The 26322-nt window shown below is 57.3% G+C and carries 27 protein-coding genes; 19 read left to right on the top strand and 8 right to left on the bottom strand.

Annotated features, from left to right (window positions below; translation table 11 throughout):
- Positions 1 to 346 precede the first annotated feature (346 nt).
- The 4 genes from qseE (at position 347) to glnB (ending at position 4241) form a co-directional block, all read left to right on the top strand.
- Positions 347 to 1774: a two component system sensor histidine kinase QseE/GlrK gene (qseE, locus tag P349_RS09710; protein ID WP_032648676.1), complete on the top strand. Its 1428-nt coding sequence runs from the start codon at positions 347 to 349 to the stop codon at positions 1772 to 1774.
- Position 1775: 1 nt separating this feature from the next.
- On the top strand, positions 1776 to 2513 hold the full coding sequence (qseG, locus tag P349_RS09715) for a two-component system QseEF-associated lipoprotein QseG (RefSeq protein WP_032648678.1): 738 nt from the start codon (positions 1776 to 1778) through the stop codon (positions 2511 to 2513).
- Complete coding sequence (gene glrR / locus P349_RS09720; RefSeq protein ID WP_021241871.1) at positions 2500 to 3837, top strand: two-component system response regulator GlrR; 1338 nt, start codon at positions 2500 to 2502, stop codon at positions 3835 to 3837. The genes qseG and glrR overlap by 14 nt, the downstream gene beginning before the upstream one ends.
- A 65-nt stretch (positions 3838 to 3902) precedes the next feature.
- A complete protein-coding gene (gene glnB, locus P349_RS09725) occupies positions 3903 to 4241 on the top strand; it encodes a nitrogen regulatory protein P-II (RefSeq protein ID WP_003860685.1) in 339 nt (112 codons plus the stop codon).
- Between the two features lie 80 nt (positions 4242 to 4321).
- On the opposite strand, the gene hmpA is transcribed toward glnB, so the two are convergent.
- Positions 4322 to 5512, bottom strand: a complete 1191-nt coding sequence (gene hmpA, locus P349_RS09730; RefSeq protein ID WP_032648680.1) for an NO-inducible flavohemoprotein — start codon at positions 5510 to 5512, stop codon at positions 4322 to 4324.
- 304 nt (positions 5513 to 5816) lie between these two features.
- Between hmpA and glyA the strand changes: the two genes are divergently transcribed.
- A complete protein-coding gene (gene glyA / locus P349_RS09735) occupies positions 5817 to 7070 on the top strand; it encodes a serine hydroxymethyltransferase (protein WP_008502165.1) in 1254 nt (417 codons plus the stop codon).
- Between the two features lie 54 nt (positions 7071 to 7124).
- Here glyA and P349_RS09740 read toward each other — a convergent pair whose 3' ends face one another.
- Positions 7125 to 7547 (bottom strand): DoxX family protein, encoded by a 423-nt coding sequence (locus P349_RS09740; protein ID WP_024908634.1) that lies wholly within the window; start codon positions 7545 to 7547, stop codon positions 7125 to 7127.
- A 172-nt stretch (positions 7548 to 7719) separates the two neighbouring features.
- Between P349_RS09740 and P349_RS09745 the strand changes: the two genes are divergently transcribed.
- On the top strand, positions 7720 to 8865 hold the full coding sequence (locus P349_RS09745; RefSeq protein WP_024908635.1) for a 3-phenylpropionate MFS transporter: 1146 nt from the start codon (positions 7720 to 7722) through the stop codon (positions 8863 to 8865).
- Here the strand turns inward: P349_RS09745 and csiE are convergent.
- Entirely contained in the window at positions 8860 to 10137 is a 1278-nt protein-coding gene (gene csiE, locus P349_RS09750) for a stationary phase inducible protein CsiE (protein ID WP_032648681.1), read from the bottom strand. The genes P349_RS09745 and csiE overlap by 6 nt on opposite strands.
- Before the next feature lie 125 nt (positions 10138 to 10262).
- On the opposite strand from csiE, the gene P349_RS09755 reads away from it, so the two are divergent.
- Complete coding sequence (locus P349_RS09755) at positions 10263 to 10901, top strand: DUF1007 family protein (protein ID WP_032648683.1); 639 nt, start codon at positions 10263 to 10265, stop codon at positions 10899 to 10901.
- Positions 10892 to 11872, top strand: coding sequence for a nickel/cobalt transporter (locus P349_RS09760; protein ID WP_032648684.1), 981 nt, complete (start codon positions 10892 to 10894; stop codon positions 11870 to 11872). The genes P349_RS09755 and P349_RS09760 overlap by 10 nt, the downstream gene beginning before the upstream one ends.
- 40 nt (positions 11873 to 11912) lie before the next feature.
- Here the strand turns inward: P349_RS09760 and suhB are convergent, their stop codons facing one another.
- A complete protein-coding gene (suhB, locus tag P349_RS09765) occupies positions 11913 to 12716 on the bottom strand; it encodes an inositol-1-monophosphatase (RefSeq protein ID WP_024908639.1) in 804 nt (267 codons plus the stop codon).
- Between the two features lie 131 nt (positions 12717 to 12847).
- Between suhB and trmJ the strand changes: the two genes are divergently transcribed.
- From trmJ to sseB, 11 genes are all read left to right on the top strand, one after another.
- Positions 12848 to 13573, top strand: coding sequence for a tRNA (cytosine(32)/uridine(32)-2'-O)-methyltransferase TrmJ (gene trmJ, locus P349_RS09770; RefSeq protein ID WP_032648686.1), 726 nt, complete (start codon positions 12848 to 12850; stop codon positions 13571 to 13573).
- A 220-nt stretch (positions 13574 to 13793) separates the two neighbouring features.
- Complete coding sequence (gene iscR / locus P349_RS09775; protein ID WP_024908641.1) at positions 13794 to 14285, top strand: Fe-S cluster assembly transcriptional regulator IscR; 492 nt, start codon at positions 13794 to 13796, stop codon at positions 14283 to 14285.
- A gap of 119 nt (positions 14286 to 14404) precedes the next feature.
- Positions 14405 to 15619, top strand: coding sequence for a cysteine desulfurase (gene iscS, locus P349_RS09780; protein WP_008502157.1), 1215 nt, complete (start codon positions 14405 to 14407; stop codon positions 15617 to 15619).
- Between the two features lie 24 nt (positions 15620 to 15643).
- Entirely contained in the window at positions 15644 to 16030 is a 387-nt protein-coding gene (gene iscU, locus P349_RS09785; RefSeq protein ID WP_003860661.1) for a Fe-S cluster assembly scaffold IscU, read from the top strand.
- 13 nt (positions 16031 to 16043) lie between these two features.
- The gene (gene iscA / locus P349_RS09790) at positions 16044 to 16367 is read left to right on the top strand and encodes an iron-sulfur cluster assembly protein IscA (protein ID WP_003860659.1); all 324 of its coding nucleotides are present in this window, start codon (positions 16044 to 16046) and stop codon (positions 16365 to 16367) included.
- Positions 16368 to 16446: 79 nt separating this feature from the next.
- Positions 16447 to 16962, top strand: coding sequence for a co-chaperone HscB (gene hscB / locus P349_RS09795; RefSeq protein ID WP_032648688.1), 516 nt, complete (start codon positions 16447 to 16449; stop codon positions 16960 to 16962).
- Positions 16963 to 16976: 14 nt separating this feature from the next.
- Positions 16977 to 18827, top strand: a complete 1851-nt coding sequence (hscA, locus tag P349_RS09800) for a Fe-S protein assembly chaperone HscA (protein WP_032648689.1) — start codon at positions 16977 to 16979, stop codon at positions 18825 to 18827.
- A gap of 1 nt (position 18828) precedes the next feature.
- A complete protein-coding gene (fdx, locus tag P349_RS09805) occupies positions 18829 to 19164 on the top strand; it encodes an ISC system 2Fe-2S type ferredoxin (RefSeq protein WP_003860652.1) in 336 nt (111 codons plus the stop codon).
- Between the two features lies 1 nt (position 19165).
- Positions 19166 to 19366 (top strand): Fe-S cluster assembly protein IscX, encoded by a 201-nt coding sequence (gene iscX, locus P349_RS09810; RefSeq protein WP_003860650.1) that lies wholly within the window; start codon positions 19166 to 19168, stop codon positions 19364 to 19366.
- A gap of 60 nt (positions 19367 to 19426) precedes the next feature.
- The gene (gene pepB / locus P349_RS09815; RefSeq protein WP_032648691.1) at positions 19427 to 20713 is read left to right on the top strand and encodes an aminopeptidase PepB; all 1287 of its coding nucleotides are present in this window, start codon (positions 19427 to 19429) and stop codon (positions 20711 to 20713) included.
- A 141-nt stretch (positions 20714 to 20854) separates the two neighbouring features.
- Positions 20855 to 21631: an enhanced serine sensitivity protein SseB gene (sseB, locus tag P349_RS09820; protein WP_032648693.1), complete on the top strand. Its 777-nt coding sequence runs from the start codon at positions 20855 to 20857 to the stop codon at positions 21629 to 21631.
- A 17-nt stretch (positions 21632 to 21648) separates the two neighbouring features.
- On the opposite strand, the gene P349_RS09825 is transcribed toward sseB, so the two are convergent.
- The 4 genes from P349_RS09825 to P349_RS09840 form a co-directional block, all read right to left on the bottom strand.
- Positions 21649 to 22419 (bottom strand): MurR/RpiR family transcriptional regulator, encoded by a 771-nt coding sequence (locus P349_RS09825; RefSeq protein WP_032648695.1) that lies wholly within the window; start codon positions 22417 to 22419, stop codon positions 21649 to 21651.
- Complete coding sequence (gene sseA / locus P349_RS09830; RefSeq protein ID WP_032648696.1) at positions 22419 to 23264, bottom strand: 3-mercaptopyruvate sulfurtransferase; 846 nt, start codon at positions 23262 to 23264, stop codon at positions 22419 to 22421. Before sseA ends, P349_RS09825 begins: the two co-directional genes overlap by 1 nt.
- A 90-nt stretch (positions 23265 to 23354) precedes the next feature.
- Complete coding sequence (locus tag P349_RS09835) at positions 23355 to 24722, bottom strand: 6-phospho-alpha-glucosidase (protein WP_032648698.1); 1368 nt, start codon at positions 24720 to 24722, stop codon at positions 23355 to 23357.
- 12 nt (positions 24723 to 24734) lie between these two features.
- A complete protein-coding gene (locus tag P349_RS09840; protein ID WP_032648701.1) occupies positions 24735 to 26279 on the bottom strand; it encodes a PTS transporter subunit EIIC in 1545 nt (514 codons plus the stop codon).
- Between the last annotated feature and the right edge of the window lie 43 nt (positions 26280 to 26322).

The raw sequence follows: 26322 nt of genomic DNA, 5'->3' as shown, positions 1-26322 counted from the left end.
TCATTCAACCGATAATTAACCGGTTAAACGAGTAAAAATTATATATTTCAATGTGTTAATATTTTGTTTTGCGTTCTGGCACGGGTGTTGCATAATATTAACCAGTGGCTCATTCACCTTCTTATGTCAGCCCCTTCGGGACGCGCTACATAAACTTCGAATGACGCACAAAAAGGTGCCTGCCGTCCAACTACTGATCATAGCGATGCTTTATCAGGCCAGGGCGAAACGTCGAGTTAGGCACCGCCTCATTCCATGACAAAGCCGGGTTTTTACCCGGCTTTGTTGTATCTGAAGGGCAGACTCAGTTACGCTCTGCGTAAACCCCCATTAAGAGAGTAATGCGTTGAAACGCTGGCCCGTTTTTCCCCGCTCCCTGCGACAGCTTGTCATGATGGCCTTCCTGCTGATCCTGCTGCCGCTGCTGATCCTTGCCTGGCAGGCGTGGCAAAGTCTGAACGCGCTGAGCGCGCAGGCGGCTTTGACCAACCGCACGACGCTCATCGACGCCAGACGCAGTGAAGCGATGACCAACGCCGCGCTGGAGATGGAACGTAGCTATCGTCAGTATTGCGTGCTTGACGATCGGACGCTGGAAAAGGTGTATCAGAGTCAGCGCAAGCGCTATAGCGAAATGCTGGACGCCCACGCCGGCGTATTGCCTGACGACAAGCTCTATCAGGCGTTACGTCAGGATTTAAACGATCTTGCGCAGCTACAGTGCAGTAACAGCGGCCCGGATGCCGCCGCCGCTGCGCGTCTTGAAGCTTTTGCCAGCGCCAACACCGAGATGGTGCAGTCAACGCGCACGGTGATTTTCTCTCGCGGCCAGCAGCTCCAGCAGGAGATTGCCGAGCGCGGCCAGTTCTTCGGCTGGCAGGCGCTGGTGCTGTTCCTCGTGAGCCTCGGGCTGGTTCTGCTCTTTACCCGCATGATCATCGGCCCGGTGAAGGGCATTCAGCGGATGATCAACCGCCTGGGTGAGGGGAAATCGCTCGGAGATACGGTCGCCTTTAAAGGTCCGCGCGAGCTGCGATCCGTAGGCCAGCGCATTATCTGGCTGTCCGAGCGCCTGGCGTGGCTTGAATCTCAGCGCCATCAGTTTCTGCGCCATATCTCTCATGAGCTTAAAACTCCGCTGGCCAGCATGCGCGAAGGGACGGAGCTGCTGGCGGACGAAGTGGCAGGCCCCCTTACGGCAGAACAGAAAGAAATTGTCGAGATCCTGGATAACAGCAGCCGCAATCTGCAAAAGCTGATTGAGCAACTGCTGGATTACAACCGCAAGCTGGCTGACGGGGCGGTCGTACTGGAAAACGTTGAGATTGAGCCTCTGGTGGATATGGTGATATCCGCCCATAGCTTGCCAGCAAGAGCTAAAATGATGCATACCGGTGTAGAACTGAATGCGCCGACCTGTCTCGCTGAACCCATGCTCTTAATGAGCGTGCTGGATAATCTTTATTCCAATGCGGTGCACTATGGTACTGAATCCGGTAACATTTATATCCGAAGTTATACGAAGGGTTCCCGGGTGTTTATAGACGTCGCTAACACCGGCACCCCGATCCCCGATGACGAAAAAACCATGATCTTCGAGCCCTTTTTCCAGGGGAGTCATCAGCGGAAAGGTGCGGTGAAAGGCAGTGGTCTGGGCTTGAGCATCGCCCGGGACTGCATACGACGCATGCAGGGTGAGCTAAACATTGCCACGGACGAACGTTCGGATGTTTGCTTCCGTATTGAACTGCCCCTGAGCCGGAAAAATCAATAAAATGAATCTATGTCTGGTGAGTATGTCACACGTCTTTTCCCGCGCCGTACGCGCGGTGTTTTCCCGCAACACGCTTCGCCTGAGCCTTCCCTGTTTATTTCTGGCAGGGTGTGTTTCCCATGCGCCACAAAGTGCAATTAGCGATAAACAAGAAGATAAATGGCCTGATAACCAGCTGGCCGATTTCCTCTCAACCCGCTGTGACGATATCTGGAACCTGTCAGGTCATGACGTTGAAAGCAACCCGCTGTTCTGGCTGCGTGGAATAGATTGCGCCCAGCGTCTGGCCCCGGTAGACGCTCGCTCGAAGGCGGCGATGCTGGATGACGACACCTGGCAGGACGCTTTCAAGCGCGGCATTTTGCTGGCTGATGCGAAAATCACCCCCGTCGAACGGCGCACCAACGTGACCCGACTGGACACGTTCGTGGTCAATCTTCCCGTGCAGGTACGCCCGGTATACCAGCTCTGGCGCGATGGGCAGACATTACAGCTTCAGCTGTCTGAAGAGCGCTCCCGCTACAGCAAGCTGCAACAGTCAACCGACAGCGAGCTTGATACGCTGCGTCAGCAGCAGCAACATTTACGTACGCAGCTCGATACCACTACGCGTAAGCTGGAAAACCTGACCGATATCGAAAGGCAGCTCTCGTCGCGCAAATATCAGCCGGGGAGTTCATCTGCGGCACCGGACAGCGATACGCCGAAACAAGAGGATGTGAAGCATGACGAGCCGTAAACCTGCCCATCTGTTACTGGTGGATGACGATCCCGGGCTGTTAAAGCTGCTGGGCATGCGTCTGGTGAGTGAAGGTTACAGCGTCGTGACCGCGGAAAGCGGGCTCGAGGGGCTGAAAATTCTCAGCCGCGAGAAGATCGATCTGGTGATAAGCGACCTGCGGATGGACGAAATGGACGGTCTGCAGCTGTTCGCGGAGATCCAGAAGCAGCAGCCGGGTATGCCGGTGATTATCCTGACCGCGCACGGGTCGATCCCGGATGCGGTTGCCGCGACGCAGCAGGGAGTATTCAGCTTCCTGACCAAGCCGGTGGACAAAGACGCGCTGTATAAGGCAATCGACAGCGCGCTGGAACACGCCGCCCCGGCGGGGGATGAAGCGTGGCGGGAGTCCATCGTCACCCGCAGCCCCGTGATGCTGCGTCTGCTTGAACAGGCCCGGATGGTGGCGCAGTCCGACGTCAGCGTGCTCATCAACGGCCAGAGCGGTACCGGGAAAGAGATCCTGGCCCAGGCGATCCATAACGCCAGCCCGCGCAGCAAGAACGCCTTTATTGCGATTAACTGCGGCGCGCTCCCGGAGCAGCTGCTTGAATCTGAACTGTTTGGTCACGCCCGCGGGGCATTCACCGGGGCGGTAAGCAGCCGGGAAGGGCTGTTCCAAGCCGCGGAAGGCGGCACGCTGTTCCTGGACGAGATTGGCGATATGCCCGCGCCGCTGCAGGTCAAGCTGCTGCGCGTGTTGCAGGAGCGCAAAGTTCGCCCGCTGGGCAGCAACCGCGACATTGATATTAATGTGCGAATTATTTCCGCCACCCACCGCGATCTGCCGAAAGTGATGGCCCGCAACGAGTTTCGTGAAGATCTCTACTACCGCCTGAACGTGGTGAACCTGAAGATCCCGGCGCTGGCGGAACGGGCGGAAGACATTCCGCTGCTGGCGAACCACCTTTTACGCCAGGCGGCCGATCGCCATAAACCATTCGTGCGCGCGTTTTCCACCGATGCAATGAAGCGGCTGATGGCCGCAAGCTGGCCGGGCAACGTGCGTCAGCTGGTCAACGTGATTGAGCAGTGCGTGGCGTTGACCTCTTCACCGGTCATCAGCGACGCGCTGGTGGAGCAGGCGCTGGAAGGGGAAAACACGGCGCTGCCGACGTTTGCCGAAGCGCGGAATCAGTTTGAGCTCAACTATCTGCGCAAGCTATTGCAGATCACCAAAGGCAATGTGACCCACGCCGCGCGCATGGCCGGACGCAACCGCACCGAGTTCTACAAGCTGCTGTCGCGCCACGAGCTGGAAGCAAACGATTTTAAAGAGTAATGCCGTATGGTACTGTGAGCAATCGATTACGAGGCAGCTTACAGGCAAGAGTTTAAGGACCCACCATGAAAAAGATTGATGCGATTATTAAACCTTTCAAACTGGATGATGTGCGTGAAGCGCTGGCGGAAGTCGGCATCACCGGGATGACCGTGACGGAAGTGAAAGGTTTTGGTCGTCAGAAGGGCCACACCGAGCTTTACCGTGGCGCAGAGTACATGGTCGACTTTCTGCCGAAAGTAAAAATTGAAATCGTGGTCAGCGACGATATCGTCGATACCTGCGTGGATACCATCATCCGCACCGCGCAGACGGGCAAAATTGGCGACGGTAAAATCTTCGTCTTTGACGTGGCGCGCGTGATCCGTATCCGTACCGGCGAAGAAGACGACGCCGCGATTTAACGTTCTTGCCGGGTGGCGCTGCGCTTACCCGGCCTACAAAACTCTTCGTAGGCCCGCGCAAGCGAAGCGCCGCCGGGCGATTACAGCACCTTATGCGGGCCGAAGCACTCGTAATGAATGCTGTCTTTGTTCACGCCCAGCTCAACCAGCTGCTGAGCGGCATACTGCATAAACGCCACCGGCCCACAGACGTAGAACTGCATGTCCGGCGCGCTAAACGCCCCTTCCATCTGGCTTAAATTCATCAGACCTTCGCTGTCAAAGCGGGCATCTGCGCGGTCTGCCTCCGTCGGCAGGCGATACCAGGTGTGCGCGGTGAAGCGCGGCAGGGACGCCCCGAGCGTTTTCACCTCCTCCGCAAAGGCGTGTACGTCGCCGTTTTCGGCGGCATGGAACCAGTTAACCTGCGCGCCGTGGCGAGATTTTGCCAGCGTATCGAGCATCGCCAGCATTGGCGTTTGGCCGACGCCCGCAGAGATCAGCGTGACCGGTGTATTAGTGTCAACGGCCATAAAGAAGTCGCCCGCCGGCGCGGCCAGATGGACCACGTCGCCCACGTTCGCTTCGTTGTGCAGCCAGTTGGAAACCTGACCGCCGTCCTCACGCTTCACCGCAATGCGGTAGCCTTTGCCGTTTGGCTTGCGGGTAAGAGAATACTGGCGGATCTCCTGATGCGGGAAGCCTTCTGGCTTCAGCCACACGCCCAGATACTGCCCTGGCTGGTAATCGGCCACCGGCTGTCCGTCCACCGGCTCAAACTCAAAGCTGGTAATCAATGCGCTGCGCGGGGTTTTCTCGACGATGCGGAACGCCCGCGTGCCTTCCCAGCCGCCGTTCTTGCTGGCGTTTTCGCTGTAGATCTGTGCTTCACGGTTGATAAACACGTTTGCCAGCACGCCGTAGGCTTTACCCCACGCGTCCAGCACCTCCTGGCCCGGGCTGAACATCTCGTCCAGCGTCGCCAGCAGGTGGCCACCCACAATGTTGTACTGCTCGGGTTGGATCTGGAAACTGGTATGTTTCTGCGCAATCTTTTCTACCGCAGGCAGCAGTGCAGCCAGGTTTTCAATATTGCTGGCATAGGCCGCGATGGCGTTGAACAGCGCTTCACGCTGATCGCCGTTACGCTGGTTGCTCATGTTGAATATCTCTTTGAGCTCCGGGTTGTGCGTGAACATGCGATCGTAGAAATGGGCGGTGAGTTTAGGGCCGGTTTCCACCAGCAGAGGAATGGTGGCTTTTACGGTAGCGATGGTTTGAGCGTCGAGCATGAGCGCGTCCTTCTGATGTCACTTTAATGATGTATTTTAAATGCATCTTATAAAAAATACCCCTGCGTTGTAAATGGTTCTTTGCAAGATGAAAAATATGCATCACAAACCTGAAAAGAAATCCGCTGGAAAGGGCGAGAGCTTTATTCCTCAAACCCTTGCGTGGCGGGTAGGAAAACGTTTGCGTAAAATCGTTTGTCAAGACCTGTTATCACAGAACTAATCAGTTATACTGTTGCCCGTCGTCCAACAGGACTGCCTTTTCAGGCCAAAATTTACTTGTTAGCTGAGTCAGGAGATGCGGATGTTAAAGCGTGAAATGAACATTGCCGATTATGATGCCGAACTGTGGCAGGCTATGGAGCAGGAAAAAGTACGTCAGGAAGAGCACATCGAACTGATCGCCTCCGAAAACTACACCAGCCCGCGCGTTATGCAGGCGCAGGGTTCTCAGCTGACCAACAAATATGCTGAAGGTTACCCTGGCAAACGCTATTACGGCGGTTGCGAGTACGTTGATATCGTTGAGCAGCTGGCTATCGACCGTGCGAAAGAACTCTTTGGCGCTGACTACGCGAACGTGCAGCCGCACTCTGGCTCTCAGGCTAACTTCGCGGTCTATACCGCGCTGCTGCAGCCGGGCGATACCGTTCTGGGTATGAACCTGGCGCAGGGCGGCCACCTGACTCACGGCTCCCCGGTTAACTTCTCCGGCAAACTGTACAACATCATCCCTTACGGTATTGATGAGTCCGGTAAAATTGACTACGAAGACATGGCGAAGCAGGCTAAAGAGCACAAACCGAAGATGATCATCGGTGGCTTCTCCGCTTACTCCGGTATCGTTGACTGGGCAAAAATGCGTGAAATCGCAGACAGCATCGGTGCTTACCTGTTCGTTGATATGGCGCACGTTGCGGGTCTGATCGCCGCAGGCGTTTATCCGAACCCGGTTCCGCACGCTCACGTTGTGACCACCACCACCCACAAAACCCTGGCGGGTCCACGCGGTGGCCTGATCCTGGCGAAAGGCGGTGACGAAGAGCTGTACAAAAAACTGAACTCCGCGGTGTTCCCAAGCGCGCAGGGCGGCCCACTGATGCACGTTATCGCGGCAAAAGCGGTAGCGCTGAAAGAAGCGATGGAGCCAGAGTTCAAGGTTTACCAGCAGCAGGTTGCTAAGAACGCCAAAGCGATGGTGGAAGTGTTCCTGAACCGTGGCTACAAAGTGGTATCCGGCGGTACTGAAAACCACCTGTTCCTGCTGGATCTGGTTGATAAGAACCTGACCGGTAAAGAAGCTGACGCTGCCCTGGGCCGCGCCAACATCACCGTGAACAAAAACAGCGTGCCAAACGATCCGAAGAGCCCGTTCGTGACCTCCGGTATCCGTATCGGTTCTCCGGCCGTGACTCGCCGCGGCTTCAAAGAAGCGGAAGTGAAAGAGCTGGCTGGCTGGATGTGTGACGTTCTGGACAACATCAATGACGAAGCGGTTATCGAGCGCGTCAAAGGCAAAGTTCTGGATATCTGCGCACGCTTCCCGGTATACGCATAATTCCTCTGCTTTGCAGAAATAAAAAAGGCCGCGCTTGCGGCCTTTTTTTATGGCTTAACGCCGGTCAAGGGAAATCGCGCCGGGACCAACAATCGCCAGCAAAATAAAGGCGCCAGCAATACTGATATTCTTGTAGAAGTTAATCATATTCGGTACGACCGCATCACCGGTCATATCCCAGTAGTGATGCCCAATCACCGCCGTTCCGAGGGTGTAGAACACAAACAGTACCGCGAGAGGACGGGTGAAAAAGCCCAGTACGATCAGAATGGCGGCAGGTACTTCCATCACCACCGCAATAATGGCCGCCAGCATGGGCATCGGCGTCCCCAGCGAGGTCATGTATTGTACGGTGCCGCTAAATCCCGTCAGTTTTGGATAACCAAAGATAATAAACAGCACGACAAGTGCGATGCGGCCGATCAACAGCAGCAGGTGACGCGACTGACCGAAATCGAGATAACGTAGTGAGTTCATGGCAGAAAACCTCTGCAAGTGGAGTAATTTAAACGTAATACATATTTCCATTCCCTGCCATAAGCCAGGCGACTGCACAAGATGTTAATTTTTCGTTAATTTATAGCAGGCTATCTACTTGCTTAATTTTTATATTCTCGCCAGACTATGGCCTCGATTTCGGGAGGGATTCATGGTCTTGCATTCCACGCGCTGGCTGGCGCTCAGTTATTTCACCTATTTCTTTAGCTACGGCATTTTTCTGCCCTTCTGGAGCGTCTGGCTCAAGGGTATCGGCCTGACGCCCGAGACCATCGGCGTCCTGCTGGGGGCCGGGCTGGTGGCGCGTTTCCTCGGCAGCCTGCTGATTGCCCCGCGCGTCAGCGATCCCTCCTTACTGATCAAGGCCGTGCGCATTCTTGCTCTGCTGACCCTGGTCTTTGTGGCCTGCTTCTGGGTCAGCCACCAGTTTGCCTGGCTGATGGTGGTGATGGTCGGCTTTAACCTGTTCTTCTCACCGCTGGTGCCGCTGACGGATGCCCTGGCGAACACCTGGCAAAAGCAGATCACCATGGACTATGGTCGCGTGCGCCTGTGGGGCTCTATCGCCTTTGTGATTGGCTCGGCGCTGGTGGGCAAACTGGTCAGCCTTTACGATTATCGCGCCATTCTTGCCCTGCTGAGCATCGGTATTGCCTCGATGCTGCTGGGCATGCTGCTGCGACCGTCGGTGATGCCACAAGGGGAAAGCCGCCATCAGGAGAGCGCCGGCTGGCCCGCATGGCGGAGCCTGGTCGCACAGAGCTGGCGTTTTCTGGCGTGCGTGTGCCTCCTTCAGGGGGCGCATGCGGCGTATTATGGCTTCAGCGCCATCTACTGGCAGGGGGCAGGGTATTCCGCTTCCGCCGTGGGATATCTGTGGTCGCTGGGCGTGGTGGCCGAAGTCATTATCTTTGCCCTGAGCAAAAAACTGTTCCGTCGCTTTGGCGCGCGTGACCTGCTGCTGCTTTCCGCCGTGTGTGGGGTGGCGCGCTGGGGGATTATGGGCTGGACGACCGATCTACCGTGGCTGATTGTTGCGCAAATTCTTCACTGCGGCACCTTTACCGTGTGCCATCTGGCGGCGATGCGCTATATCGCAGCGCGCGAGGGCGGGGACGTGATTCGTCTGCAGGCCGTCTATTCGGCAGTGGCGATGGGGGGCAGTATCGCGATCATGACGGTGTTTGCGGGGTTCCTCTATCAGCATCTGGGGCACGGCGTCTTCTGGGTGATGGCGCTGGTCGCCTTGCCCGCCATCGTTGTTCGCCCTAAAGTGGCTCCCCGCGCGTCGCTATGATTCCAGCATGGCGCGAATATGTTCTTGCTGCTGCGCGTTCAATGTCTCAACGGCATGAATCAACGGCGGCGAGAACAGCGGCAGGGCCGTAGGGTAGGGGGTGATAACCAGCGCGGCTTCGCGCGGCGCCCCCTCTTTCTGAAAAGCCTGCAGCGTCAGGTAGCGAATGTTGAGCGGCAGCAGCGTCAGCTCGCGAAGCTGCTGTTCGATCTGCTCCTCACTGGCTTTATCGTCTCCCGTCAGCAGGATCACCTGTTTTTCATGCAGGTCAGTCTCCTGCATCAGCCAGGCACCAAAAATCACCGCCACGAGGCTCATCTCTTCATCGGAAAAACGCAGGCCAAATTCCGCCTCCAGCTCAAACAGCGCCTCTTTCGTGGTGCGTAACAGTCGGGGATAAAGGCGGTGGATCTCCTCCGGCAGGTTATTGTCGATGCCGATCTCAAACAGCGAACGGTCCAGCGCCTGAGCCAGATGGATATACAGCTGATCGGTCAGCCCCTGCTCATCGCTGAAGTTCATCCCGGTCTGGGAACGAAAGCGGGCCACCATGCGCACGATGGCCCGACGTAGACGCTGATCCTGCTGGTGCTTATCAAGCACCGGATCGGGCGTGCGGAGCATCATAAACAGCAGCGCCAGAAACAGCTGTTCATCCCCGTGGGCGCCCTGCGGGACGCGCCGTCTCCAGTGGCGCACGATCTCCTGGGCCGTAAAATACTCCCCTCTCGACTGGGTCCAGCTGCGCTGAACGTGGGAAAACTGCGGCGTATTCCCGAGCTGGTGCTGAATAAGGCAGTATTGCAGATAAAGCTGTAAAAACTGGACGTCGCGGCATTCAAACTGGCGCTGGAGCTTGCGTGAGCAGAAGCCGATCAGCGCCCGCAGGTTCGCATCGTCGTAAAGCGGACGCGCGATGCCGTGTTGTTTAAGCGCGGTTTTTAATGCGGGAGTAAACTGGTGCGAGACGAACTGCGGGCAAAGCCGCAGCGCCCGGCGCAGCCAGTGCAGCAGGCATAAACGCTGATTCAGGGCTGTGCCTTCAATCCGGTAGCAGCCGTCGTGGTGCGTAACGATATCCAGCCGGTGATAGCGCTGGATTTCATCGCGCGTCTCGGCTATATCTTGCCGTGCCATCGCGTCGTCCACGCCGTTGGCAGCGATTATGCTCTGTGCGGTGACGGCAGCATCGGGCAGGTAAAGCATTAAAAGCACCTGGCAGCGGCGCTGCGAACTGGAAAGCACAGATGGAATTTCAAGCGTCGTCATCATCTGTCGGGTATCCAGTGTGAATGTTTGATAAGAATAGCTAAAGGATGAGCGCTGAAAAGCGCGCCGGCAGGCCTTTCACTCAGGATTGCTGGGGAACATCACAGAATTTTTGACGTGAGGAATTGATGCAAACAGTTAAACAATGTGCGATGGCGTTATTTTTGGCGGTTATCAGCTTAACCGCCAGCGCACACCCTCACAGCTTTATCGACCTCAAAACCGAGCTGGTCATCGACGGCACGCAATTGAGCGGCCTGAAAATGCGCTGGACGATGGATGAAATCACCTCGGCCGATCTGCTCTATGATGCGGGAAATGCGAAGCCCGGCGATGAAATCTGGAAAAAGCTGGCGGCGGAAGTAATGGCCAACGTGCTCGGTCAGCACTACTTCACCGAGTTCTGGCACAACGGGCAAAAGGTCAAATTTCTGAACCGACCCACGGAATACGGGATGACGCGTGACGGGCACCAGGCGGTGCTGACGTTTGTGCTTCCGCTGGCGCATCCGCAGCCGCTGGCGGGGCAAACGTACCGCTTTTCCACCTTTGACCCTACCTACTATGTTGACATGCGCTATGACAAAGACAGCGACGTACGGCTGCCGGACGCGCTGCAAAAAAGCTGCAAAATTGGCGTACACACCCCGAAACCGAGCGAAGAGACGCTGAACTTTGCGGTCTCGCTTGATAAAGAAGATGCCCCACCCGAGGATATGGAATTGGGTAAACAGTTTGCGCAGGAGGTGACGTTACAATGTCAGTGATCTCCTCTCCGGTTCGGAAACCGCGCCGCTGGCTGCACCTCTGGCCGCTGGCGCTCTTTTTACTGTTAGCAACTGGCGGTGCGCTGTGGCTGTGGCAGGCCTGGCCGCAGGTCATGATGAAAAGCATTATCTGGCAGCGTGAGGTCAACCAGCAGATGAGCGGTCTGCTGAAGGCGGTGGCGGAGAACCCGACCAAAGCGGGTGGTTCCCTGCTGGCGTTCAGTTTTGTCTATGGCGTTCTGCACGCCCTGGGGCCGGGGCACGGCAAAATCGTCATTACCACCTGGCTTGCTACCCATCCGTCAAAGCTGAAATCGAGTATCGGCCTGACGCTGGCCTCCTCGCTGCTGCAGGGCGGCGTGGCGATTGCGCTGGTCGTTGTTGTGCTTTCACTTTTGCAGCTTCCGGCGCGCCAGCTGCACATGAGCAGCTTCTGGCTTGAAAAAGGGAGCTATGCGCTGGTGGGCCTGCTGGGGCTGATCCTCTGCTGGCGGGCGCTCAAAAAGCTGCGCGTGCTGCTGCAAAAGCCGAAATTCAAAACCTTTACGCCGCACCACGTTCATGATGAAAACTGCGGCTGCGGACATCAGCATTTGCCCACGCAGGAACAATTACAGAACGGTGACGACTGGCGCGCGCGGCTGGTGATTGTTCTCTCTATGGGCATGCGCCCGTGTTCGGGTGCCATCATGGTGCTGCTGTTCAGTAAGGTGATAGGCGTGTTCGGCTGGGGCATGCTGTCCGCGCTGGCGATGGCGGCAGGAACCTCTCTCACCATTTCGTCTTTAGCGCTGCTGGTACACAGCTTCCGTCAGCTGGCGGTCAAACTCAGCGGCAATAAAACGCCGGTGCTGTGGCGGCAGGTTGGCTGGACCACGCTTGCGCTGGCGGGTGGGGTGATTCTGCTGGTAGCGGCGGTAACGATGTGGATGAGTGCGGTGCCGGTGGGAAGGGGATTGCGGCCTTTTTAGTTTCAATTCCCTCTCCCACAGGGAGAGGGAATTACCGGGATTAACGCTTCAGCGCATCGCTCAGTTCATCACGCATGTTTGCCAGCATGGCTTTAACAACGCGTGGGTTACCCGCAACGATGTTGCCGGTAGACAGATAGTTATGGCCGCCGGTGAAGTCGCAAACAATGGCGCCTGCTTCACGCGCGATCAGCTCGCCCGCTGCAAAATCCCATGGCTTCAGTGAGAGTTCGAAGTAACCGTCAACGCGGCCGGTGGCAACATAGGCCAGATCCAGCGCAGCAGAACCGGTGCGACGGAAGTCCGCGCATTCGGTGAACAGTTTGCCCAGGATATTCATATAGGTGGTCGCGTGCTGTTTTGCCTTGAACGGGAAACCGGTCGCCAGGATGGTGCCGTCCAGATCGCGTGCGTTGCTGCAGCGCAGACGGTAGCCGTTCAGCTGTGCGCCCTGACCGCGGGTCGCGGTGAACAGTTCGTTACGCATTGGATCGTACACAACGGCGACTTCAGTACGGCCTTTAATGCGTACTGCGATAGACACAGAGAAGTGTGGCAGGCGTTTGACGAAGTTGGTGGTGCCATCCAGTGGATCGATAACCCATTGAACATCCTGATCGGTACCTTCATGTTCACCGCTTTCTTCGGTGATGATGGTGTGCTGTGGGTAAGATTTGCGGATCGTTTCGATAATAATCGCTTCTGCGGCTTTATCGACGTTCGTCACGAAATCATTGCTGCCTTTCTGGCTGGTTTCTACGGAGTCTGGCGTTTCGTAGTGTTTGGCAATTACATTACCCGCCTTGCGCGCTGCGCGCACGGCGATGGTCAGCATCGGATGCATCGGTCTCTCTCACTGGATGTTAAAGAACAGGAAAATCGGCGCAGAGTATAGCAGCGGGATCGGATTATGTCTCCCGTTTATGATAATATGCCCGAATATTCTTCAGACGCTGAATTCAGACATTAAAAATTATGCTGCAAAACATTCGAATCGTGCTGGTCGAAACATCGCACACCGGCAACATGGGCTCCGTTGCCCGCGCTATGAAAACCATGGGCTTAACGAACCTGTGGCTGGTTAACCCGCTGGTGAAACCCGACTCGCAGGCTATCGCGCTGGCGGCCGGGGCCAGCGACGTGATCGGCAATGCCCAGATCGTCGACACCCTTGACGAAGCGCTGGCCGGCTGCAGCCTCGTTGTGGGTACCAGCGCGCGTTCGCGCACGCTGCCGTGGCCAATGCTCGATCCGCGTGAATGCGGCCTGAAAAGTGTCACGGAGGCAGAACAGGCGCCGGTTGCGCTGGTGTTTGGCCGCGAGCGCGTTGGCCTGACCAACGACGAGCTGCAGAAGTGTCATTATCACGTCGCGATTGCGGCAAACCCGGAGTACAGCTCGCTGAACCTGGCGATGGCGGTGCAGGTTATCGCTTACGAAGTCCGTATGGCGTGGCTGGCAACGCAGGAAAAAGAGGTCGAGCCGAAAGAAGAGACGGCTTACCCGCTGGTGGACGACCTTGAGCGTTTCTACGGTCACCTGGAGCAGACGCTGCTCTCAACCGGCTTTATCCGTGAAGGCCACCCGGGCCAGGTGATGAACAAGCTGCGCCGTATGTTTACCCGCGCGCGTCCGGAAAGCCAGGAGCTGAACATCCTGCGCGGAATTCTGGCGTCGATTGAGCAGAAGAATAAAGAGTAGTGCCGGTTTGTTTTCTCCCTCTCCCTGTGGGAGAGGGGCGGGGTGAGGGCATCAGGCCGCACCTGTATTATGAAGGCACAGAAGGTTAAATACCTGACTAAAACAGTCAAGTAAATAGTTGACCATTTTAGTCAGGAATGTCAGACTTGGCCCTGCTATGCAATACCCCATTTTACTATAAAAAACCCCGGGCAGGGGCGAGTTTGAGGTTAAGTAAGACATGAGACTGACATCTAAAGGGCGTTATGCCGTGACCGCGATGCTGGACGTTGCGCTCAACTCCGAAGCGGGCCCGGTTCCGTTGGCTGATATTTCTGAACGACAAGGGATCTCCCTCTCTTATCTGGAACAGCTGTTCTCCAGACTGCGTAAAAATGGACTGGTTTCCAGCGTTCGTGGCCCAGGCGGCGGTTATCTGCTGGGTAAAGACGCGGGCAGTATTGCAGTTGGTGAAGTGATTAGCGCAGTTGACGAATCCGTTGACGCAACCCGTTGCCAGGGTAAAGGCGGCTGCCAGGGCGGCGATAAGTGCCTGACCCACGCGCTGTGGCGCGACCTGAGCGACCGTCTCACCGGCTTCCTGAACAACATCACCCTGGGTGAACTGGTCAATAACCAGGAAGTTCTGGATGTCTCTGGTCGTCAGCACAGTCAGGATTCTCAACGCAGCACCCGCGCGCAGGACGCTATCGACGTCAAACTGCGCGCGTAATAAAACGATAAGTATTTCAGAATCAGGCCGGGGCGAAGACTCGCCCCGTGTACTCGGTCGTACATCCAGCCGGTTGCCTGATTCCTTGCATTGAAGCGATGTACGGAGTTTAAAGAGCAATGAAATTACCGATTTATCTCGATTACTCCGCAACCACGCCGGTGGACCCGCGTGTTGCCGAGAAAATGATGCAGTGTCTGACCCTGGACGGAAACTTTGGTAACCCAGCTTCCCGTTCACACCGTTTTGGCTGGCATGCTGAAGAGGCGGTTGATATCGCCCGTAATCAGATTGCTGACCTGGTGGGTGCCGACCCGCGTGAGATTGTTTTCACCTCTGGTGCGACCGAATCCGACAACCTGGCGATCAAAGGTGCAGCCAACTTTTATCAGAAAAAAGGCAAGCACATCATCACCAGCAAAACCGAACACAAAGCCGTGCTGGACACCTGCCGTCAGCTGGAGCGTGAAGGGTATGAAGTCACCTATCTGGCGCCACAGAGCAACGGCATCATCGATCTGAAAGAGCTCGAAGCGGCTATGCGTGATGACACCATTCTGGTCTCCATCATGCACGTCAACAACGAAATCGGCGTGGTGCAGGACATCGCGACCATCGGCGAAATGTGCCGCGCGCGCGGTATCATCTACCACGTGGACGCGACCCAGAGCGTGGGCAAACTGCCTATCGACCTGAGCCAGCTGAAAGTGGACCTGATGTCCTTCTCCGGCCACAAAATCTATGGCCCGAAAGGGATTGGCGCGCTGTACGTGCGTCGTAAACCACGTATCCGCATCGAAGCACAGATGCACGGTGGCGGTCACGAGCGCGGCATGCGTTCCGGTACGCTACCTGTTCACCAGATCGTGGGCATGGGCGAAGCCTACCGCATTGCAAAAGAAGAGATGGAAACCGAGATGGCACGCCTGCGCACGCTGCGTAACCGTCTGTGGGATGGCGTGAAAGATATGGAAGAAGTGTATCTGAACGGCGATCTCGAGCAGGGCGCTCCGAACATCCTCAACGTCAGCTTCAACTATGTTGAAGGCGAATCGCTGATCATGGCGCTGAAAGACCTGGCCGTTTCTTCCGGTTCTGCCTGTACTTCTGCAAGCCTTGAGCCATCCTACGTGCTGCGTGCGCTGGGTATGACTGACGAGCTGGCACACAGCTCTATCCGTTTCTCTTTAGGTCGTTTCACTACCGAAGAAGAGATTGACTACACCATCAAGCTGGTTCGCAACTCCATTGGCCGTCTGCGCGACCTTTCTCCACTATGGGAAATGTTCAAGCAGGGCGTGGATCTGAACAGCATTGAATGGTCACATCACTAATCGGTACATAAGGAGAATTCAATCATGGCATACAGCGAAAAAGTCATCGATCATTACGAAAACCCACGCAACGTTGGCTCTTTTGACAACAGCGATGAATCTGTTGGTAGCGGCATGGTCGGTGCGCCGGCGTGTGGCGACGTGATGAAGTTGCAGATTAAAGTCAACAATGAAGGTATCATTGAAGACGCGCGCTTCAAGACCTACGGCTGCGGTTCTGCTATCGCGTCCAGCTCCCTGGTCACCGAATGGGTGAAGGGCAAGTCTCTGGACGAAGCACAGGCAATCAAGAACACGGATATTGCTGAAGAACTCGAACTGCCACCGGTGAAAATTCACTGCTCAATTCTGGCAGAAGACGCGATCAAAGCCGCCATTGCGGATTACAAAAGCAAACGTGAAGCAAAATAATTGAGGTTTGAGTATGTCGATTACCCTTAGCGACAGCGCTGCCGCGCGAGTAAGCTCTTTTCTGGCGAACCGTGGTAAAGGCTTTGGCCTGCGACTGGGCGTACGTACCTCCGGCTGTTCTGGTATGGCTTACGTACTGGAGTTTGTTGACGAACCGGCGTCTGACGACACCGTGTTTGAAGACAAGGGCGTGAAGGTGGTGGTCGATGGCAAAAGCCTGCAATTCCTCAACGGCACTCAGCTGGACTTCGTTAAAGAAGGCCTGAACGAAGGGTTTAAATTCACGAACCCGAACGTCAAAGACGAGTGTGGTTGCGGCGAAAGCTTCCACGTTTAACCGCGCGTCATCCGAAACCCCACCGTGGCGTACCCGCTGCGCGTGGGGTTTGTTATAACAGGCTACCCCTGAGATTGTTATGGATTACTTCACTCTCTTCGGACTTCCCGCTCAATACCCGATTGATCTCCAGGCGCTGACGATCCGCTTTCAGGATCTTCAGCGTCAGTACCATCCGGACAAATTCGCGAGCGGCACTCAGGCAGAGCAGCTGGCTGCGGTATCGCACTCTGCGACCATCAACCAGGCCTGGCAGACGCTGCGCCATCCGCTGACGCGCGCTGAGTATCTGCTCTCGCTCCACGGTTTTGATCTGGCGAGCGAACAGCACACCGTGCGCGACACGGCATTTCTGATGGAGCAGCTGGAGCTTCGTGAAGAGCTCGATGAGATTGAACAGGCCAAAGACGAAGCGCGTCTGGAAAGCTTTATTACGCGCGTGAAGGGCATGTTCGATACCCGCCATCAGCAGATGGTGGAGCAACTGAACAACGAGAGCTGGGACGTGGCGGCAGATACTGTGCGCAAACTCCGTTTTCTCGATAAACTGCGAAGCAGTGCTGAACAACTCGAAGAAAAGCTGCTCGATTTTTAATTTCGGAAGCAATTATGGCCTTATTACAAATTAGTGAGCCTGGCTTAAGTGCCGCACCGCACCAGCGTCGTCTGGCGGTGGGTATTGACCTGGGCACCACCAATTCCCTCGTGGCGACCGTGCGTAGCGGCCAGGCGGAAACGCTGGCTGACGAGCAGGGCCGCCATCTGCTGCCTTCCGTGGTCCACTACCAGCAGCAGGGTCACGCGGTCGGCTATGACGCCCGCGCCAACGCCGCGCGCGATCCGGCCAACACCATCAGCTCCGTCAAGCGCATGATGGGCCGCTCGCTGGCCGATATTCAGACCCGCTACCCGCATCTGCCATATCAGCTGCAGGCCAGTGAAAACGGCCTGCCGATGATCGCGACCGCGGCCGGTCTGCTGAACCCGATTCGTGTTTCTGCTGATATCCTCAAGGCACTGGCAGAGCGCGCAACGGCAACGCTCGGTGGCGATCTGGACGGCGTGGTGATCACCGTTCCTGCCTACTTTGACGATGCACAGCGTCAGGGCACCAAAGACGCCGCGCGTCTGGCGGGCCTGCACGTGCTGCGTCTGCTGAACGAACCGACGGCGGCGGCGATTGCCTACGGCCTCGACTCCGGTCAGGAAGGGGTCATTGCGGTTTACGATCTCGGCGGCGGTACCTTTGATATCTCAATCCTGCGCTTAAGCCGTGGGGTATTTGAAGTGCTGGCAACCGGCGGGGATTCCGCGCTGGGCGGCGATGACTTCGACCATCTGCTGGCGGACTACATTCGCGAGCAGGCGGGCATCAGCGATCGCAGCGATGCGCGCGTACAGCGCGAGCTGCTGGATGCGGCTATTGACGCCAAAATCGCCCTGAGCGATGCGCAGACGGTTACCGTAAACGTTGCGGGCTGGCAGGGTGACATCACCCGCGACCAGTTCAGCGATCTGATTGCCCCGCTGGTGAAACGCACCCTGCTGGCCTGCCGTCGCGCATTGAAAGATGCGGGCGTTGAGGCGAACGAGGTGCTGGAAGTGGTCATGGTGGGCGGTTCGACCCGCGTGCCGCTGGTGCGCGAGCGCGTGGGCGAGTTCTTTGGCCGCACGCCGCTGACTTCCATCGACCCGGACAAAGTGGTTGCCGTGGGCGCCGCAATCCAGGCCGATATTCTGGTCGGCAACAAGCCGGACAGCGAAATGCTGCTGCTGGACGTCATCCCGCTGTCGCTGGGGTTAGAAACCATGGGCGGCCTTGTGGAGAAAGTGATCCCGCGTAACACCACCATTCCGGTGGCGCGCGCGCAGGAGTTCACCACCTTCAAAGACGGCCAGACCGCGATGTCCATCCACGTGATGCAGGGCGAACGCGAGCTGGTGCAGGACTGCCGCTCTCTGGCGCGCTTTGCGCTGCGCGGAATTCCGGCGCTACCTGCGGGCGGGGCGCATATTCGCGTCACCTTCCAGGTGGATGCTGACGGCCTGCTGAGCGTCACGGCGATGGAAAAATCCACCGGCGTGGAATCGTCCATCCAGGTGAAGCCGTCCTACGGCCTGACCGATGGCGAAATCGCCTCCATGATTCAGGACTCAATGAGCTACGCCGAGCAGGATGTGAAGGCGCGTATGCTGGCGGAGCAGAAAGTGGAAGCCGCCCGCGTGCTGGAAAGCCTGAACGGCGCGCTTGCTGCCGATGCCGCGCTGCTCAGCGCCGCTGAGCGTCAGGTGATTGACGAAGCCGCCTCGCGCTTAAGCGTGGTCGCTGAAGGCAATGACGCTGACGCAATAGAAGAAGCCATTAAAAACGTTGATAAACAAACCCAGGACTTTGCTGCTCGCCGCATGGACAAATCTGTCCGCGTCGCGCTGAAAGGCCAGTCCGTGGACGAGGTTTAATATGCCAAAGATTGTAATTTTGCCTCATGCGGACCTCTGTCCGGATGGCGCTGTTCTGGAAGCGAAGACCGGTGAAACCATTCTCGATGTTGCCCTGCGTGCAGGTATCGAAGTGGAACACGCCTGTGAGAAATCCTGTGCCTGCACCACCTGCCACTGCATCGTGCGTGAAGGTTTTGACTCTCTCGCCGAGAGCACCGAAGACGAAGACGACATGCTGGATAAAGCATGGGGTCTGGAGCCAGACAGCCGCCTGAGCTGCCAGGCTGCGGTGACCGATGAAGATCTGGTCGTGGAATTCCCACGCTACACCATCAACCACGCACGCGAGCATTGATATGGGACTGAAGTGGACAGACAGCCGTGAAATCGGCGAAGCGCTCTACGACGCGAACCCGGATCTTGATCCGAAGACCGTACGATTCACCGACATGCACCAGTGGATCTGCGATTTAGAGGATTTCGACGACGATCCAAACGCATCCAATGAAAAAATTCTGGAGGCGATTCTGTTAGTCTGGTTAGATGAAGCAGAATAAATAACAAAACGGGCTGCCTTCAGGCGGCCCGTTTGCTAGTTGCTAATAAGGAAAAATAAAATGACCGAAGCGATGAAGATTACGCTCTCTACGCAGCCCGCCGACGCGCGCTGGGGCGAGAAAGCCAGCTACAGCATCAACAACGACGGTATTACCCTGCACCTGACGGGCAACGATGATTTGGGCCTGATCCAGCGCGCCGCGCGTAAAATTGATGGTCTGGGCATTAAGCATGTCTCCCTGGAAGGCGAAGGCTGGGACACCGACCGCAGCTGGGCATTCTGGGTAGGCTACAAAGGCCCGAAAGGCACCCGCAAAATTGAGTGGGCAAACCTCGACGAAGCCGGTCAGAAAGAGCTGGAAAGCCGCCTGCAAATTATCGACTGGGTGCGCGACACCATCAACGCCCCGGCGGAAGAGTTAGGCCCTGAGCAGCTGGCGCAGCGCGCGGTTGACCTGCTGTGCGGCGTGGCGGGCGACAAGATGTCCTACCGCATCACCAAGGGTGAAGACCTGCGCGAGCAGAACTACATGGGTATTCATACCGTGGGCCGTGGTTCTGAGCGTCCACCGGTGCTGCTGGCGCTGGACTACAACCCAACCGGCAATAAAGACGCTCCTGTCTTTGCCTGCCTGGTCGGTAAAGGTATCACCTTCGACACCGGCGGCTACAGCCTGAAGCAGAGCGCGTTCATGGACTCCATGAAGTCCGACATGGGCGGCGCAGCCACCATCACCGGCGCGCTGGCGTTTGCGATTACCCGCGGTCTGAACAAGCGGGTGAAGCTGTACCTGTGCTGCGCGGACAACATGGTGAGCGGTAATGCCTTCAAGCTGGGCGACATCATTCGCTATCGCAACGGCAAAAACGTCGAAGTGATGAACACCGACGCCGAAGGCCGTCTGGTGCTGGCTGATGGCCTGATCGACGCGTCTGCCCAGAAGCCAGAGCTGATTATCGATATGGCGACCCTGACCGGCGCGGCGAAAACCGCGCTGGGTAACGACTACCATGCGCTGTTCAGCTTCGACGACAAGCTGGCCGCTCGCCTGCTGGCAAGCGCCGCTGCTGAAAATGAACCGTTCTGGCGTCTGCCGCTGGCCGAGTTCCACCGCAGCCAGCTGCCGTCCAACTTTGCCGAGCTGAACAATACCGCCAGCGCGGCGTACCCTGCGGGCGCAAGCACCGCGGCAGGCTTCCTGTCTCACTTCGTTGAGAATTATCATGAAGGCTGGCTGCACATCGACTGCTCCGCAACGTACCGTAAAGCCGCGGTTGAGCAGTGGTCTGCGGGCGCAACCGGTCTGGGTGTGCGTACCGTGGCGAACCTGCTGACGGCTGAGTAATCTTTTTAGCCGGGTGGCGCTACGCTTACGCGCGCCTTCGGAGTCATCATATTGCCCGGCGGCGCTGCGCTTGCACGGGCCTACGGTTTTGTAGGCCGGGTAAGCGAAGCGCCATCCGGCGTTTTTTGAAGTAGCCAAACTATGTCAGATACCAAAAACGAATTAGAAACCCTGCTGGAGCAGGCGGCGACCGAGCCCGCCCACCGTCCGGCTTTTTTCCGCACGCTGCTGGAATCCACCGTCTGGGTGCCGGGCACCGCGGCGGAAGGTGAGCAGGTTGTCGAAGACAGCGCGCTGGATCTGTTGCACTGGGAGAAAGATGACGGCACGTCGGTGATCCCGTTCTTTACTTCGCTGGAAGCCCTGCAGGAAGCGGTAGAAGACGAACAGGCGTTCGTGGTAATGCCGGTGCGTACCCTGTTTGAAATGACGCTGGGCCAGACGCTGTTCCTCAACGCTAAATTGCCGACCGGGAAAGAGTTCACGCCGCGTGAAATCAGCCACCTGATAGGTGAAGAGGGCAACCCGCTCAGCACCCAGGAAGTGCTTGAAGGGGGTGAAACGCTGCTGCTGTCTGAGGTGGCCGAGCCGCCCGCGCAGATGATTGATTCCCTGACGACGCTGTTCAAAACGCTCAAGCCCGTCAGGCGCGCGTTTCTCTGCTCCATCAAAGAGCGCGCGGACGAAAAGCCGGTGCTGTTGATCGGTATTGAGGCCGATGGCGATTTCGACGAGATCGTTCAGGCTGCGGGCAGCGTGGCGACCGACACGCTACCGGGCGATGAGCCGATTGATATTTGTCAGGTGAAAAACGGTGAGAAGGGTATCAGCCACTTTATTACCGAGCACATCACCCCGTTCTACGAGCGTCGCTGGGGCGGCTTCCTGCGCGATCTCAAAACCAACCGCATCATCTGATTTCAGCGGGGTGAATGTCACCCCGTTGCTTCCAGCAGCAGTAAATCCATCAGCAGCACCAGATTCGACTCAAACGACGTCACCCCTGCGGCTTCGGCGGCGTAGTGTACCGCTTCGTCATAGAGCGCAAAGTGAACGTCGGCCATCTCTGCCAGCGTGTTGGCCGAGGCGCGGGTAAACGCGACGATGGTCATGCCGACGTTTTTGGCAATCCGCGCTTTATCCAGCACCTGCTCCGTTTCGCCGCTGCGCGAGACGGCAATAAACACCTGATAGCGCGCGGCGTTGCTGAGGAAAATATTCCGGCTGTCTCCCGGCCCGGAGATAAACGCCGTTTTGCCCAGCACCTGCAGCTTCTTGGTCAGGTACTCCGCAAAGAGATAGGAAAACCCAGCCCCGTAGAGAAAGAAACTCTCTTTCTGGCGCAGCAGGTCGGCAAACTGCTGTCGCTTCTCCTGCGTGACCCACTGAAAGGTGTGCTGATAGTTGGCGATAAACTGATTAAACAGCACCGGGAGTTCAGGACGCGATTGCCCCTGAACGGCAATGTGCGGCGTGTCGGAGAGCAGCTGCTTGCAGTGCCAGATAAACTCGCTAAAGCCGCTGAACCCCAGCTTCTGGCACAGCCGCATGATGGTGGCGGTAGAAACAAACGTCGCCTGAGCAAGCTCTCGCACCGTGATGTTGCCCACCAGCAGCGGATGCTCCGTAAGGTGGGCGAGGACGCGATACTCCGCGCGAGTCAGCGATGCCCCGCGCGTTAACAGCGTGGCCAGGCGGTTATCCATTATTTCGCGGGTTCGACAGGCAGATCGTCTCGCGCACCCCATTCGCTCCAGGCGCCGTCGTAGAGCGTGACGTCGTTCGTGCCGAGCGTGTCGAGCGCCAGGATCACTACGCAGGCCGTAACACCGGAGCCACAGCTGGCAATAATCGGACGATGTAAATCCACGCCAGCACGGTCAAAAATGGCGCGCAGCTCGTCGGTAGTTTTCAGCTCGCCCTCAAACACCAGGTCGCCCCACGGCACGTTCAGCGCGCCCGGAATATGTCCACGCTTCAGCCCCGGACGCGGTTCATCCGCTTGGGCATTGAAGCGTGGAGCAGGACGGGCATCGACGATTTGCGCCGTTTTTTCATGGCTCACGATCAGCACGTCGGTCAGGCGTTTTACCACGTGGGTGTCAAAGGTCGCGTCGAATTCACCTTCCGGCAGCGTCACGTCGCCCTGCTGAAGCGGCAGCTCGTCGCGCTTCCAGCCCGCCAGCCCGCCGGCAAGAATCGAGACTTTTTCCACGCCGAAGTTTTTCAGCATCCACCACGCGCGCGGCGCGGAGAAGAGGTTGCCTTCATCATAGACAACGAGGTGTTTGTCTTTGCTGATCCCCAGCTCGCGCATCGCCACGGAAAACGCTTCCGGGCGCGGCAGCATGTGCGGCAGGGGAGAGGTGTGATCGGAGAGGGCTTCAATATCAAAAAATACCGCACCCGGCAGATGCCCGGCACGGTATTCACCGGGCACGTCACGATGCTCTTGTCCCGGAGGGGCCATACGCGCGTCGATAATCTGAACTTCCGGATCGTCGCCGTGCTCAATCAGCCAGTCGGCGGCGACAAAATATGAGGTGGACATGGGTTGCCTCCATTCTTTTCCGTAAAAAAGGATTGTCGGTGTTTTTTCTGACACCGACAAGCAAACCACGTTCAACTCGCGAGCAAGCCCCTATTTTTTCACCGTTTCGCCGTCCTGCCAGGCTTTTTGCAGCGCAGGCCAGTAGTCGCGGTTGGCCGCGATCATTTCATCCAGAATCGCTTTTGCATGTTCCATGGTCGGCACGGTGCGGTTGAGGGTGAATGCCTGCAGGGCTTTCTCATAGCTGCCTTCTATGGTCGCCTCCACCAGCAGCTGTTCAGAGGCGAGCTGCTGTTGCAAAAGGGTCTGATGGAACAGCGGCACCTGACCGACGCGAATCGGTTCCGGGCCTTCGGAGGTGATATAAGCGGGTACTTCCACCACGGCATCGTAAGGCAGGTTGGTAATCGCGCCGTGGTTTTCCACCATCACCAGATGGCGGCTTCGCAGGTTAAAGGCCAGCGAGCGGGCGACATCGACGATAAACTCGCCGTGCACGCCCACGTGGAAGGCATCCGGCAGGATCCCGGTGCGCTTATACTCTTCGGCGGCGGCGAACAGCTTTTTCTCGCGCCCGTCCATCACTTCATTGGCGCGGGTATAGTCCGGGTTCTGGTGCGCCACAATCTGGTTCGGCATCAGGTAATACTGCAGATACGGGTTCGGCAGATACTCCGGGAAGTTGTCCATAATCGGCTTAATGTTGCGCCAGGTCTTCACCCAGGAGGGATCGGAATGCTGCGGATCGGTTTTGGCCGCATCTTCCGTCAGCAGGCCAAACTTCGCGATATGCTTACGCAGCTCGGGCAGCTTGTCTTCGCCATCCACCAGCACGCGGGTGAACCAGCCGAAGTGGTTCAGGCCGAAGTAGTCGACTTCGAGCTTGTGGCGATCGACGCCCAGAATCGCCCCCATATTGCGCATCGCGGCTACCGGCATATCGCAGATGTTCAGCACCCGCGCGTTCGGGCGCAGGCGGCGTACGCCCTCCGCGACGATCGCCGCTGGGTTGGAGTAGTTCACGATCCAGGCCTTCTCGTGCGCGTAGCGATCCACCAGATCGATAAGCTCCACCATCGGCAGGATCGTGCGCAGTCCGTACGCCAGCCCCCCGGGTCCGCACGTTTCCTGGCCGACCACGCCGTGACGCAGCGGGATCTTCTCATCCTGCTCGCGCATTTTATACTGGCCGACGCGCATCTGGGCGAAGACGAAATGCGCGCCGCTGAAGGCCACTTCTGGGTCGCTGGTGACGGTAAATTTGATACTCTGGCTGTGGTCGCGAATGACCTTCTCGACGACGGGCGCAATGGTGTTCTGACGTGCCTCGTCGATGTCATAAAGGCGGATTTCGGCCAGCGGAAAATCCTGCAGGCGCACCATCAGGCTTTTCACAATACCCGGCGTGTAGGTGCTGCCGCCGCCGGCAATCGACAGGATAAATGGGGGTGTAAACATCTTTAGCTCCTTTCAGAGAAACGTCTCAACGGCTTCTCGCATTTTTTTGACGTGCAGCCCGTAGACCACCTGAACGTTGTTACCTTGTTTGATAATCCCTTTCGCGCCGGTCGCCTTCAGCCGCGGCTCGTCGATGATGGCGACGTCCTTCACCGTGACGCGTAAGCGGGTGTAGCAGTTATCCACCACTTCAATGTTTTCCCGACCGCCCAGACCCACCACGATGGACTCGCCCAGCCCGTCGTTATTGCCTTTAGCCTGGTACTCCTGCTTGCTGTAGAGGCGCGTCTCCTGGTCCTCATCTTCACGGCCCGGCGTTTTCATGTTGAAGCGCAGGATCAGGAAGCGGAACACCACGAAGTAGAGAGCAAACATGATCAGCCCGACCACGATGTACATCGGCCAGTTGGACTTCTCCGTGCCGAGCGGCAGGTTGTAGAGGATGAAGTCGATAATCCCGTTGGCACCGATGGCGTGAACGCCCAGCAGCGAGAACAGCATCATGCCGATGCCGGTCAGCACCGCGTGCACCACGAACAGCAGCGGGGCGACGAACAGGAAGGAGAACTCAATCGGCTCGGTCACGCCGACCAGCAGCGAGGTCAGCGCCGCCGGGATCAGAATGGCTTTCGCAACGGCTTTACGTTCCGGCTTTGCGGTCATATACATCGCCAGCGCGGCGGCAGGCAGGCCGAACATCTTGCTGATGCCGCGCGCATCCCACACCACGGTGCTGCTGAGCTGCTTCACGTCCGGACAGGCCATCTCGGCGAAGTAGATATTGCGCGCGCCCTGATAGGTTGCTCCGCATACCTCCTGCGTGCCGCCCAGCTCGGTATAGAGGAACGGCGTATAAACCAGATGATGCAGGCCGGTGGGGACCAGAATGCGTTCCAGGAAACCGTAGATTGCCACGCCGAACGGCCCGGAGCCTTTGATGGCCAGCGCCAGGGCGCTAATGCCGTGCTGGGCAAACGGCCACAGTTCGCTCATCACCACGCCGAGCATCATGGAGACGGGGAGCATGACGATAGCGACAAAACAGTGGCCGGAGTAAATCGCCATCGCGCCGTTAAACTGTACGCCGGAGTATTTGTTGTACAGATAGCCGGAGAGCGCACCGGTCAGGATCCCGGCAAAAACGCCCATCTCCAGCACCTGCACGCCCAGCACCATGGTTTGTCCGGCCGCTTTCATCTGAGCAGCTGGCGCCAGCGCGTCCTGCAGCTGCAGCGTGACGTTCATGGCGTTGATGAATACGACAAAGGTCACCAGACCAATCAGCGCGGCATAGCCTTTATCACGCGTCGCCAGACCAATCGGTATCCCTACGGCAAACACCAGCGCCAGGTTCACCAGCACCGACACGGCAGATTTCGCGATAAGCTGACCAATATGCTGAATCAGGGGATGGCCAAGAAACGGCAGATACTCCGCGAGATTACCGTTACCCAGCACGTTACCAAAGGCAATGAACAGACCGACGATCGGTAAGATAAGTACCGGTCCGTACAATGATTTTCCGAAATTTTGTAGGGCGTTCACGGCTCGTTTCATGGCTTTCTCTCTTATTGAACCGCGCACTCGGGGTGCGTCATGG

It is taken from the genome of Enterobacter sp. DC4 (genome assembly GCF_000568095.1).
Lineage (GTDB): Bacteria > Pseudomonadota > Gammaproteobacteria > Enterobacterales > Enterobacteriaceae > Enterobacter > Enterobacter pseudoroggenkampii.
This window is presented reverse-complemented; position numbering and strand designations above follow the sequence as displayed.